Source organism: Leptospira broomii serovar Hurstbridge str. 5399 (genome assembly GCF_000243715.2).
Classification (GTDB): domain Bacteria; phylum Spirochaetota; class Leptospiria; order Leptospirales; family Leptospiraceae; genus Leptospira_B; species Leptospira_B broomii.
Window position 1 is genome coordinate 552960 of the sequence record NZ_AHMO02000004.1, and the last position, 13291, is coordinate 566250.

At 42.1% G+C, this 13291-nt stretch carries 9 protein-coding genes; 6 read left to right on the plus strand and 3 right to left on the minus strand.

Annotated elements, in window-relative coordinates:
- The first annotated feature begins 22 nt into the window (after window positions 1–22).
- Window positions 23–2113, plus strand: coding sequence for an O-antigen ligase family protein (locus tag LEP1GSC050_RS02705; RefSeq protein WP_010569526.1), 2091 nt, complete (start codon window positions 23–25; stop codon window positions 2111–2113).
- Here the strand turns inward: LEP1GSC050_RS02705 and LEP1GSC050_RS02710 are convergent.
- Together LEP1GSC050_RS02710 and LEP1GSC050_RS02715 are read right to left on the minus strand one after the other, a co-directional pair.
- A complete protein-coding gene (locus tag LEP1GSC050_RS02710) occupies window positions 2070–3320 on the minus strand; it encodes an acyltransferase family protein (RefSeq protein ID WP_010569527.1) in 1251 nt (416 codons plus the stop codon). The genes LEP1GSC050_RS02705 and LEP1GSC050_RS02710 overlap by 44 nt on opposite strands.
- A 15-nt stretch (window positions 3321–3335) precedes the next feature.
- The gene (locus LEP1GSC050_RS02715; RefSeq protein ID WP_010569528.1) at window positions 3336–4871 is read right to left on the minus strand and encodes an LA_3751/LA_3752 family putative glycosyltransferase; all 1536 of its coding nucleotides are present in this window, start codon (window positions 4869–4871) and stop codon (window positions 3336–3338) included.
- Window positions 4872–5001: 130 nt separating this feature from the next.
- Between LEP1GSC050_RS02715 and LEP1GSC050_RS02720 the strand changes: the two genes are divergently transcribed.
- The 3 genes from LEP1GSC050_RS02720 to LEP1GSC050_RS02730 all read left to right on the plus strand — a co-directional run bounded on the left by LEP1GSC050_RS02720 (window position 5002) and on the right by LEP1GSC050_RS02730 (window position 9685).
- Window positions 5002–6579 (plus strand): LA_3751/LA_3752 family putative glycosyltransferase, encoded by a 1578-nt coding sequence (locus tag LEP1GSC050_RS02720; protein ID WP_010569529.1) that lies wholly within the window; start codon window positions 5002–5004, stop codon window positions 6577–6579.
- 65 nt (window positions 6580–6644) lie between these two features.
- On the plus strand, window positions 6645–8294 hold the full coding sequence (locus tag LEP1GSC050_RS02725; RefSeq protein WP_010569530.1) for a hypothetical protein: 1650 nt from the start codon (window positions 6645–6647) through the stop codon (window positions 8292–8294).
- Between the two features lie 107 nt (window positions 8295–8401).
- Window positions 8402–9685, plus strand: a complete 1284-nt coding sequence (locus LEP1GSC050_RS02730) for an EAL domain-containing protein (protein WP_010569531.1) — start codon at window positions 8402–8404, stop codon at window positions 9683–9685.
- On the opposite strand, the gene LEP1GSC050_RS02735 is transcribed toward LEP1GSC050_RS02730, so the two are convergent.
- The gene (locus LEP1GSC050_RS02735) at window positions 9682–10848 is read right to left on the minus strand and encodes a DUF1577 domain-containing protein (RefSeq protein WP_010569532.1); all 1167 of its coding nucleotides are present in this window, start codon (window positions 10846–10848) and stop codon (window positions 9682–9684) included. The genes LEP1GSC050_RS02730 and LEP1GSC050_RS02735 overlap by 4 nt on opposite strands.
- 81 nt (window positions 10849–10929) lie before the next feature.
- Here LEP1GSC050_RS02735 and guaB point away from each other — a divergent pair, with 81 nt between their 5' ends.
- Window positions 10930–12456, plus strand: coding sequence for an IMP dehydrogenase (gene guaB, locus LEP1GSC050_RS02740; protein WP_010569533.1), 1527 nt, complete (start codon window positions 10930–10932; stop codon window positions 12454–12456).
- Between the two features lie 42 nt (window positions 12457–12498).
- Entirely contained in the window at window positions 12499–13290 is a 792-nt protein-coding gene (locus LEP1GSC050_RS02745) for an outer membrane lipoprotein-sorting protein (RefSeq protein ID WP_010569534.1), read from the plus strand.
- Window position 13291: the final 1 nt, after the last annotated feature.

A 13291-nucleotide genomic window follows, 5' to 3' on the forward strand; every position in this document is an offset into this window, starting at 1 on the left:
GGTATGAAAGGAATTTTACATAATGCTTAAAGCAAAGCTTGGCTTCTTTCGCGAACACTCTAAGTCGCTAAAGCGTGCCGTAAATATATTCTTTTTCTCCGCGATTCTTCTTCGAATGGGATTTGATCCTGCGGTTTCTAAAACCGCATTTTACGAATTAATCGTAGGCGGGCTTTTCTTCGTAGGATTGGGTTACGCGTATTTGAGATTCGCAAAGGATCCTCGAGCGAATCGAATTTTCAACTTAGGCTTTGTATTCGGCCTACTTTATTCGGCCGTATCGACAGCGCTTTTTATCGCATATCTAATCAATACGGAAATACCTCGCTTAAAGTTGTTCGGGAGGTTCGCGTATCTCGGTACGATTATTTTCCTGATGGTACGATATGTTCAGGGACGGTCGAGAGTAGGTACCAATCTTATTCTGGCATGTTTTTTCGGAAGTCTTCCATATTTAGCCTTACAGTTGCAAACTCCGTATAAAGCGGCATTACCTTTCTTTTTATTGTTGGCAACTCTTTCGGATCGACTACTCGGATTCGGAGAAGTACGAGTCTTTCGAACAAACGTTTCCAAATTCTTCGTATTTTCATTCTTATTGTACGCGTTATTACCTTGGTTCTACGGCGGCTTCAAAGCCCCCATCGCGGATTTTGCAGACGGCTTTTTTCTCCAGGGAATTCCGATATGCGCATTCATCCTTTTTTTAACCATCAGATATCAGACCTGGGAACAATTGGTAGAGAAATCCGTAGGAACGCTTTTTATTCTAAGCGGTTTCTTTTTGTTAGCCGCCCTTTTATTCTTTTCGATTCAAAACGGATTCCTATCCTTAATTTTCGTAAAAAAGACGATACTCGCCGGTACCAATACGAACGATATTGCGACTTTGTTGTCCCTCTCGATACCTTGGGTCGTTCACGGGTTCTTTAATTCTAAGAGCTGGAAAGGTAAGATCTTCTTTTTGTTCAGCTTCGGATTACTTTCGGCAGCCGCATTCGCGATTCACGTTCGCGGACTCTATATCGCATTTTTTGCAACCGTATTCGTTTTCTTTTTTCTCAAATTTATCTCGGAGAAATTACGTTTATTGTACATCGGGATACTGCTGGTCGGATTGCTGATTTTCTCCTGGGTATTCTTTCACAACTTTAAACTTCCTTTATTCGATAATTTTCATTCTCTCTGGGCAAGAACTCTTCTGTGGAGATTGGCAGTCAGGGCCTTGATGGACAATTGGTTGTTCGGAATCGGCGAGTTCCAATACAAGGGACTACTTGTTTGGGGCGATCCGCAGGACCTCCCTCCCGGAATTTTTATGCAAGAAGATTTAGGTAGAATTCATGTTCATAACCTTTTTTTACAAGTCGGATTAAATTGGGGAATCCTTCCTGTCATAGGACTGATCGGGTGTTTTCTCTGCGCACTTTTGCCTTTCCTTGAATCGAACCGTATTAAATTTCAAAGCAAATCTTTTGGATTTCGTATCGCATTATTTTGTTTCGGGATCTATTCATTAGCGAATTATTCTTTCAATATTCCGGGTTTGCATATGGCATTTTCGTTATTGTTATTGGCATCGCTGCCAATAGATAAGGCGAAAAATGTCGCACCGAATCTGGAATTTCTATCTAACGGAGTCGGAAAATGGGGTCTGATCGTTTTAACGGCCGCTTTTATTCTTTCGGCCTGCGTTTTACTACAAATTCAATATTGGCACTCGAACGAAATCGCACTAACTAAAGGGTTTCGTTATCGAAATCTATTAAACGACCTTGTCTTGGATGAAAAGGTCCTACCTGAAGGAAAGATCCCTCTTCTGCGTAAATCTTACGAAATATCCGAGAAGCTTGTCGGGTTATTTCCTAAGGATGCGATATTCTTGCAGGAGAATGCGGAGTTAAATCGGGTTTTGTTTAAGAAAACCGGAGATAGTTCGTACTACAATCTCGCAGTGCAAAGATTCGAAGGCTGTGTAACAACTTCCTCCAATCCTTGGTCTTGCTATAAACGTCTAGAGGAGCTAACGCCTGAGAACGACGCTCTTTATCGCGAAAATATGAAAAAGTTTAATCCGTTCGTTTTACCGCTAGAGAAGAATTCTCCGTTTTAGCGAGAATTACTTCCTTACCGTATTTGGATTCCTTCCAGACCATAAACGGTCTTTCTGCCACAAGATGAAATAGATACCCGAAACCGAGGATGATGAATCCGGCAGGCACAAACCATATTGCGAAATCTATGTATCGAGGATCTTTGACGTTAATGACCGCCGGAGTTATAATCCCAACTAGGAAGAAGTGGATTAAATAAGAGCAATACGATAACTTTGCGATAGGTGCGAAAATTCGCAGAGAGAAAATTTTTGCTACGAAAGATTCCGGTCTCAATGAAAGGATGATTATGATGATCCATGCGAGATTATTGAGATTGAATCGAAATACCATCGACATCAGGGAAGATTGGAATTCGAATACAAAAATGGAAATATAAGCGATCGAAGCGATTGCGATTCCCAATGCAATCGTTCTTTTTCGTTTGTCGGCCAGGAAGGCATATACTCTTTCCGGATAGCGATTTAGGGTATAGGCCAATATGATTCCTGCAAATAGGGAATCGAGGCGTCCCTGTAAAGGATAGTAAATCCATCCACTATAAAGTTGCTTTACGCGGATGGGATCGGCAACTCCTTCGATTATATATTTGTAAATTAAGAATCTATAAATGGTGGGAATGATAATCCATAGTAACAGGGACGCGAATCTAAATCTTTCGGGTATTCGCTTAAAAACCAACAGTAAGAAGACTGGAAAGAGTAGGTAGAACTGTTCCTCGAGCGATAAGGACCATCCATGCGGGACTGTTCCGTAAAAGTAGTTTGATATATATAAAAAATCGAATATAGCTGTGCTTTGAAACTTGGTTAAGGCTTCCATCGACGCCGGCTGGAGTCGCATCAATATCGGTATGAATATGAAGGTTTGAATCGACAGAAAAATAAAGTAGGGGGGAAATATCCGAATCGTTCTTTTAGAAAAGAAGACGCCCAGCCGAATATCGTTCGTTCGATCCAATTCCCTAAATAGCGGACCGGAAATCAAAAACCCGCTCAAAATGAAAAAAATATCCATACACAAACTTCCCGAATTGAAGACGTTTCGGGCGATATCGTTCGGTTCTTTTATATATGGTTCGAAAGGCCGATACATGTGCGTGCCGATTACTAAAAAATACGCGAGTGTACGGAGTCCGTTTAACGGAGCAATTTCTCTAGGATCGTATTTGAATATTCCAAAAAGATAACGCTTAATAGCTGACATGAAGATTGTCCTGGGTCATTTTAAAATTGGCCGAAATTCCACGGTTTCCATGTTGATAGAAGGACTTTTTTTGAAAGTTATCTTGGAAATTTTGAATTTGTGCGAATGAGGAATAAGTGTTTCCGGGGAATAAAAATCTTTGGCGCCGATCATCGTAAATCTTACGATTCCCGACTTATAAAGTCCGTTCAAAAGGGTGTCGAATTCCTTCTCATCGGAAAGTTCGAATACCATTCTTTCCCTTTCGAAGGAATTCGGCGGAAATAGGGCGGATCCGTTGCGATAGATGATTACCTTTTCGGAGAATAAATCCAATTCCTGGCGTTCCACGATGATTGATTTCGTAAATTTTCTATAAAGAACATCGTAGGTAACGGAACCGATTATGGAATAGGATAAAAGTGCAATTGCAAGGATTCGATGAATTTTCTTTTCGAAGAATTTCGCTTCTTCCAGAGATTTTATCGCGTAAAGAAGTAGAATTGGAGTGACGGTCAGTAAAAAACGAGGACCGAATAAGACGCCCTGCCAGAATTTTGTAGAAGTCAAAATCGCCGAAAAAAGGATGAAAAAAAGAATTCCGATATATGCGATTCGATTGCCGTTCTTTTGAAACGCATATCTCCAGGTAAAAATCAAAATCGGATAAGCTCCGAGCAACCCCAAAGAACCGTGGCCGAACGCTAGCAGTTCCCAGAGAAAAGCCGCCTGTGCAAGTAGATCGTATTCTTGGGAGTTAAAGGATTGAAGATATCCTCTCGATCCGAGCGGATGTCCCACTACCAGGTAATTGATGATAGCCTGGATTAAAAAGAGAAATCCGAACGAAAGAGGAAACCAAAATAGGCGAATATCTTTCGGCTTTAGAATAGCTTGCGCCAACGAAAGGGATCCTGCAAGCAAGAGCACTTCCTGGCGAAAGAAAGCCGCAAATCCGAATAACAGTCCGGCAAAAATCGAATCCCGGGTTTTTCCATTTTTAGTATCGCGAAATAAAAAATAAAAACCGTAGGTAACGGTTCCGATCGAAATAATATACTCGGATAAATCCGTTGCAAACAGAGTGAATGTGGAACCGGTCAACAGAAATAGTAAGAAAAGAAATCGAAATCGATAGCCGAGCTTTAATTCACGGGTCAGCAAATATAGGGAGTAAAGAGTTAATGTGCCGAAAATTATGGAGACGAGAAAACTTCCGAACCTACCTAAAAGAAAAACGAAAGGAGCCTGAATTAACGCGTAGTAGAAAGGGAAGACGTAATAGCATTTGCCCTTGTAAGCATGAGCCATCGTTGCACCCTTTTCTATCGTTAAAGGTAAAAATCGAAATTCCGGATCGAAATTTTTTCCAAAGTATCTGCAGGAAAAATCAGGAAACCCTTGGATAAGCAAGTCTGCAACTTGTTGTTGTTTGATCGCGCCGTCTCCGACTCGGATACCGGTCTGATATTGCCACGCCAAAAAAAAGAGTAGGAACACCACACCTAAGGTCACGAATCCTTTTGCCGTATTTCCGAAGGAAATCAGTCGAGACGATGCGGCTTGAAACATTGTAGATAGGAAATGTCCGTTCGGACTGAGGTCAAGTAAATTCTCCCGTCGCTTTAGATGCGGGTTGCAGATTAGAGTCGAGGATTTTCCTTTACATCATTAGCTATATCGGCAAGGATAATGGCGATTCATGTCTCTTACTACTAAAATCCAAAGAAGCCTAGTTCTCTTTCTTTTAGCGTTTGTCCTGTTCGGATCGGTGACTTATTTAAAGCCGCAATATTCATTCAATTGGGACATTCACAATAAAGCGGTTCAGTCATTTTCTATATTGAAAAATCAATTTCTTTCCGAAGAATTATTTTATCCCGGCCGAGTCGTTGATCCTGAATTCCTATACTTTCCTCAACAGGGAAACGTCTTCCTGCAAATTCAAGGTAGGAATTTGAGCGCCTTCCCGATAGCGTTCGCTGCGATTTCGGCTCCGTGGATTTGGCTTATAGGATTGTCGTCCTTACCGTATGCGAGTGCTCTCGGCCTATTACTTTGCCTTTTTATTTTTACGAAATACTGGAAACCGACTTCGTTCGTTTTGGCGATCACAGTATTTGCGACTTTCTTATGGATTCTCAGTGTAGAATATTCGGAACATAGTGTTTTCATCTTATTTTCATTACTCGCATTAACTTTTACTATTAAAGGACAAAGCGGAAGAGATTGGAAGATTCTCTTCGCAGGCCTCTTTTGCGGCCTTACCGTTTGGTTTCGTCATGAGGGGCTTGTTTATTGCGGCAGTCTCGCTATGTGGATTTTCTTAATCGAACCGAAAACAAAATCCAAGTTTCCCCTCCGTGTTCTACTTTTTTGTATCGGTGCAGGAATTACGGTCGGAGGTTTTCTTCTTTTTAATTATTTAGATTATGGCCATCCTTTGGGGCCTCGATACCTAATCAATCGCGAGGGATTGGGTGTGCCGTTCTTGGTGCGCCTTGAATGGGCCAAAAGCCTACTATTCTTCGGTGGATTTAAACTGGGATATTTCGGTTATATGCCGGGGGCCTTGATCCTTTTTCCGATTCTCCTTTTTTCCTGGAAAAAATTATCCCGAAATAATCGTCTTATCTTCGGGTCTACGATTACTTATATTTTTTTGGTGCTTGCAATAGTACCCAACGACGGATTCACGAATTGGGGACCTCGTTTTTTCGGGCCTGTCGTTTTCCCTTTCGTGATTCTTTTTTCTAAATACTTTTATTATATGAAAAAGAAACGGAAGTATTCGGTGATTAAATTCGTTTTGCTGCTTTGCCTTGGATTTTCCTTTTTGATGGGAATTTTAGGGATCAAATTCATTGCAGAAGGTCGAAAACAGCAGGCTCTCAATAATCAACTGTATAATTCTACCGAAACGGATATCTGGATTTTTCCCGACGATTCGATCGCCTATATGGCCGGAACGGATTATTTTAAAAAAATCATATTTAGGGTATCTAAAACTTCCGACTTGGAGATTCTTTTGCCGAAACTCCAAGCTAATTGGCCGCAAGCCAAAGTCGGATTCTTTCATATGGATCTGAATAAAATAGATGCAAGAATGAAAGAGGCGATGAAAGCCAACCCTACATTTGCCGAAAGTTTCCGGAAAACGGTATGGAACGATGTCGAGCTGGAAAGAATCGTTCGGACGTATTTAATTTCTCCCAAAGAGATCCGTTCGGATCGTCTCCAAATATGGACGGGAAGTTTAAACACCAAGTCTCCGAAATAAGAGTGACAGGATCCATTTAAACGAATTTTTAAAAGATACTTGTTAGTTTTTAAATAAGGACTCGAATGACTTTTTCTTTCTTGAATCGTATTTACGAGCGGATCGTTTCTTCTAAGTGGCTTGGTCCGGTCTCTATCTTACTTTTTATATATATCTTGCTCGTTAATTCTTGGGTGGGGGAAGATTCGTACATCACGTTCCGTACGGTTAAGAATTTTCTAAGCGGCTTCGGCCTTCGCTGGAATACGTATGAAAGAGTGCAGGCATACACTCATCCGCTTTGGATGTTCGGGATCTCCTTCTTTGGAATGCTTCGAATTCCGCTATTCTATGCCGTTCTATTATTATCCTGGACCTGCATAGCCGGTACTTTTTATCTTTTAGCATCTAAAGAAAAATCGATTCAAAAAACCGATATCGTCTGGCTGGCTTTATTATTAGTTTCATCTCGGGCATTCGTCGATTATTCCACTTCCGGTCTGGAGAACCCGCTTTCCTTTTTTCTTTTGATTTTACTCTTTTTAGAAGGAGAACGCTTTCTTAAGGAAAGATCCGATATTTACATTTTTCGTTTCAGTCTGATTCTAGCCTTATTGTATTTGAATCGGCAGGACACGGTTCTTTTCGGTTTCCCCTATCTTGTATATTTTTTTCTGTCTTCGTTGAAATCAAAAAGAGTCTTCCGCACAATCTGTTTGGGATTCTTAGGTTTGCTTCCCGCTGTAATCTGGACTCTCTTCTCCATTCTTTATTACGGTTATCCGTTTCCAAACACGGCGTACGCAAAGTTGAATACAGGAATTCCTTCGAGCGAACTTTGGCTGGCGGGATTGTCGTATCTACGAAATTCTCTCGTGTGGGATCCGGTTTCAATTCTTACCTTAATTTTTCCGGCCGTTTATTTTCTTCAGTCATTTAGAAAAAAAATTCGGCCGGAATTTTTCCTACCGCTTTTGGGGATTTTGTTATATTTACTTTATATAATAAAAATCGGCGGTGATTTTATGGCGGGAAGATTCGTTTCTTTGCCTTTTGTAGCCGCAGTCTTTCTTTTAACAAGAATTCAGCATCGATCCGTGCTTATATTCGGATTTCTATGCTTTATTCTTTTTACTTTGTTGAACAAACGCTCTTATTTGTATACGACTCCCGAATATCATAGGCTTCGCGTGGACGGACATATCGTCGACGAAAAGAGCATGTATTTTCCTAAGGCTAACTTTCTTCGCTCCTTATACATCAAGGACTTTCCCGATCATGTTTGGGCCGAGTTTGGAAGAAAGTATCGAGACGATCTAAAAGCTTCCCCGTCTGAATTCCCGGTTTGCGCGACTTTGAATGTAGGGTACTTCGGTTATTTCGCCGGACCCGAGCGAAAGATCATTGACGTTTACGCGCTGACCGACCCCTTCCTAAGTAAGTTGCAGGCAGCAAAGCCTTGGAGGATCGGTCACTTCGGAAGAAATATACCTCAAGGGTATATTGAGTCCGTGGCGAGCGGAGAAAACAAGATTAAGGAAAAAAATCTTAAAGAGTACTACGAAAGGCTTAGATTATTAACCGAAGCGGAGGATCTTTTTACGCGAGATCGGCTTTTTGAAATTTTCCGTGAAAATATCGGCATAAATAAGCAGCTAATCGATCAATATAAAGACGATTTGGAATTGCAACCGATCCCTGCGGGTACAAGTTGCGGTCTCGGAAAGGGATTTTAGAAAACGATTTTTAATTTTCGAGAAACTGAATTCGTTTTTCATCAACTACTTTAATAAACTAGGAATTTCCTTGATCCGTCGAAGCCTGGTTCCATCTTAAGTGGAGAATGGGTGAAAGCCAAGGCCTATGGACAGTCGATCGTTGGAAAGAATGGTTTTCTAACGGCGAACTTGTCCCGTTTTTTCAGCCCATTCTTTCAGTGGAAAACGATTCGATCTTCGGTTTCGAAGCGCTCGGTCGATTTAAAGATCAAAACAATAATATTCATAGCCTAGGTCCCTTCTTTCTTTCGGAACCGTCCCATACCTTTTCCCCGGAAGAAAGACTTCGATTTCGCAACTTAAAGCGGGACGTGGATCGTTCGATTCGAACCAAGGCGTTACAAATCTTATCGGAGAATACGAATTTACCGCCGAGCACGAAACTATTTCTGAATATTTCTCCCACGTTCATGCAGGACTATCTCATATCCGGTTCGAATGACGATCCGTACACTCTAAAATCTGCGAAAACTATCGGAGTCGATCCCCGGAAAATCGTCATTGAGATTGTCGAGGAGCATTTTTCGGGAGAAATCGATCAGTTAAAACCGTTGATAAACCTTTACAAAAGAGAAGGGGTTCTTGTCGCGATCGACGATTTAGGTGCAAGATCTTCCAATCTGGATCGAATCGGCGCCCTCCATCCGGATATTATAAAAGTCGATCTGGGATTGATACGAAGCTCGGTGGATTCCAGAAATTTTCAGGAAATCCTTTATACGTTGTCCAGGCTGGCGGAAAGTTTGGGTTGTTCCTTATTATTCGAAGGAATCGAAACCGAAACGGAGTTATACAACGCTTTGACTTATGGCGCTCGCTTTCTCCAAGGGTTTTACTTTGCCGAGCCGAGCCCGAATCTTATCGATATTTCCGGCTTGAGTATTCGATTTTCCCAGTTACACGAATTATTCTTTTCCTATAAAAAATACCAACTACTCAGAAGAATTAAAAAAGAACGAGAATTAGAAGATAGGCTCGAATCGGCGGGAATCCAAGTTTCTTTCGAGCAGGAGTTTCTTAAAATTCGGATTCGCAACGCTTATCTTCTAAAAGATTCGGTTTTTAGAATGTACGTAACCGACCAAGAAGGAAGGCAACTCTCTCCGAATTATACGGAATTATCGCAAGAAATCATGCAAGAAGACGAGAGTTATTTGGGAAGAAACTGGAGCTGGAGACCGTATTTTCTGGAACAATTCTATAAAAACGCGAAGAACCCGTCGGAAGGTTGGATCGCTAGTAATCCTTATTTCGATTTGGATAGCCGGATCCTATTGATCACTTATTCCAGAAGATTAACGGACGGTAATGTACTCTTCGTAGATGTCAGAATGTGGGATTTTCCCTAAGACGGGGAAACTTTTACGCCTGCATCGGCTAGGAGGCGGTTGACGTTATCTATATATCTTTTTTTCTCTCCCGGTCGAGCTGAGTTCCCTTCCAACGATAACCCTACATACAAATTATTGTCGGCGTCTCTCGCTACGGATCGGACGACTCCATACGCGGTCAAAGGAGCTTGCATTTTGAAGAAGATATCGAACGTAAATCCGATTCGTCTAGGTAAATCGTCATTCAAGTCGGGGTGATTGATTTTTACTCGTAAGCCGCCTGTCGATAGATCCAGAACCGGGAATCTTTCTTTGACCAAAATCGTGTTGGACTCCCGTATTCTATCCACCATTTCAAACGAAAGGGTCTTGATCTCCATTACGTCAGTCATATCGATTTCGCGTGTACGATTTTGAGCCAGGACGTATCCGATCGGAATCGCCTGTTCGTCATGATTGATGTAAACGATCGGAACAATTAGTTCCGATTTGATCTTCTGATTCGCATATTCGATGATTTTTCTTCGAACATCTTCGTCGTCGCCCAATTCATGTTCATAATCGATGTAACCGTTTTTATCGGAAGTTCTGTAACTTTCCGGTTTTTGAGTATTCGGAATAAACAGAATTTTACCGCTTTTTTTGACTAAGTCGAATTTATCCCCTATGGAACGGAATACGTCGATTTTAAGAATATCGTACTTCGGCTTTAGGGTTCTCTCGTAATCGGCAAAGTTCACTTTTACCGAGGTCGGGACATTGAACAAATTTGCATCAATCGTGGTTTTACTGGTACGAAGATTTGTAATCCAGACGGAACCGTCTGGAGGTTTTATCCTGGGAAATTTACGCTCTCGACTTGCGATAGAAACGGATTCGACTTCCAACACATACTGATTATTAGGGCGTTCTTCCAGCACTTCGCATTCCAATTCCAGGTAACGAGCCAGAAGTTTGTACAAAACGACGCGAGAATTGAGTTTGAATTGATCCGGAGCCTTTCCTTGCACCAGAATCTTTTTTGCGTCCTTGCTGACCGAGAGAAGTTCGACCGAATCGTGATCGTCCGTATCTCGAACCAAGAGCTCGGTTTTCAGCAGGAATTTTCCAATAATATGGAGTCTTTTTTCAGGTTCAGATATGAGTTCCCGATCTCTCTGTTTCCGATCTACCTTTTCCATTAAATTCCTAGGTGTGGGGGGCGGAAATTCTCTTGATTCCAGCCTTTCGCTTCGTTTTGATGTAATAGGTAAGGTACACTAATGTCAAACCAATCTTACCGCAACTCCCAATTTTTAGACGGCCTCTCCGGCGAAGAACTTTTCAGCATGCAAATCGGGCTGACCTATCGGGACTTTTTAGTTCTACCCGGTTTTATCGATTTTCATCCATCCGAAGTCGAGCTTGAAACTCGGCTCACCAAAAAAATTCGATTAAAAAGACCTTTTGTAAGTTCTCCAATGGATACCGTAACCGAGTCCGCAATGGCAATCGCCCAGGCGTTGATGGGAGGAATCGGAATCATTCATTATAATAATACGATCGACCAGCAGGTGGCCGAAGTAACGAAAGTCAAACGTTTTGAAAACGGATTCATCACCGACCCGGTTGTACTCGGCCCGAAAAATATCATAGAAGATTTGGATCGGATTAAGGAGCGCCAAGGATTTACGGGAATTCCAATTACGGAGGATGGGACAAGAACTTCGAAGTTGATCGGAATCGTCACCAATAGAGATATCGACTTTGAACGAGACAGATCCATCTCACTGGATAAAGTGATGACAACGGACGTCATTACCGGGACGTCGGGGATTACGTTAAAAGAAGCGAACGATATCATTAAAAGAGAAAAGATCGGTAAATTACCGATCACCGACAAGGACGGAAGATTAGTATCCTTGGTAAGTCGTTCGGACCTGAAAAAAAATAAGGATTTTCCGGATTCCTCCAAGGATGAAAGCAAGCGGTTACGTTGCGGAGCTGCCGTTTCTACATTAAACGAGTCTAGAGATAGAGTTGCCGCGCTTTACGAAGCGGGTGTCGACGTGATATTCATAGACTCGGCCCAGGGAAATTCCATCTATCAAATCGAGATGCTTCAATTCATTAAAAAGAATTTTAAAAATTTGGAAGTTGTAGCGGGGAATGTAGTTACTAGAGGTCAGGCCGAAAATTTGATCCAAGCCGGCGCGGACGGTCTTCGTATAGGAATGGGGCCGGGATCGATTTGCATCACGCAGGATACTATGGCAGTCGGGCGAGCGCAAGCAACTGCAGTTTATCAAACCGCAAACCATGCCGCAAAGCACGATGTTCCGGTTATTGCCGACGGCGGAATCACGAATATAGGCGATATTGCGAATGCCCTAGCTATCGGAGCTTCGGTCTGTATGATGGGATTCATGTTTGCCGGAACAAACGAGGCTCCCGGCGAGTATTTTTATGAGAATGGAATCCGTCTCAAGAAGTATAGAGGAATGGCCAGTATTGAAGCGATGAAAGCAGGCGGGGATAAACGGTATTTTAACGAGGGACAAAAAGTTAAAGTAGCCCAAGGGGTCAGCGGGTCCGTCGTAGATCGAGGATCAATTCTGAACTTCATTCCTTATTTGAGCCAAGGAATCCGTCTTTCTTTTCAGGATATGGGTTATAAAAGCATTCAGGAGTTGCACAAAGCTCTGCGTGAAGGAAAACTCAGATTCGAAAGAAGAAGCGAATCCGCCCAGGCCCAAGGTTCCGTCCACAGCTTGTATTCATATAGTGCACCGAGTCTAAGGGCCGAATAATTTCAGGATTCCCTTCTTAGAACAAATTAGAGGCCAGAAGAATTGCTACGATTCCTTCCTAAATCTGTTTTTCTTTCGGCCTTGGTAGTACTGTCGGGATCGCTGAGTCATGCCCAAAGCACCGCGGAAAAAACGAGGGTAGCTCAGGAACTCGTAGCGCGTTTGGACCAAGCCTTACTAAAGGCGGACGGATTAGTTAAGGCTAATCTCATTTTAATTAAACGCTCCGGAGATACTTGGACTTGGGATATGAGCGTTTTTAGAAAGGGAGAAGATTCCCTATCTCTTTTTGAAAGTAAAGGACGCGGATTGGAATATAAGATTCTGTTTAAGGAAGACGGGGAATTAATTTATGCATTTAACGCCCTTTCACGAAAAATATTCCGAAAAACTGACGAAGAAAAATACGAAAATCACCTAAATACCGGTTTCAGTTTCGTGGATCTTTCCGGAACATCTTATCAGGCGAATTATAATCCGATCGTACAAAGCGACCTCGAAGTCGGAGGTAAGAAAATGAAACGAGTATCTATGCGTCCGATCGTTCCGTATTTTTATTCCAAATTAGTTCTACTTCTTGAGCCGGATACTTTAAGACCGACTCGATTGGATTTTCACGATAAGGACGGAGTTTTATACAAGACCTTAAACATCAAGTACGGCCCGGTAAAGGTTAAGTCTAAACAAAAAGTCACCCGGGATGAGATTGCGAGCCGACTCGAAATGCTCGATTTAAATTCCGGTTCGATTACCGTACTTGAATACACGGAGGTGGATCGAGACGTTAAGCCGGATCCGTCTCTTTTTGAATTGGAAAACTTGAATCGATTCTAAG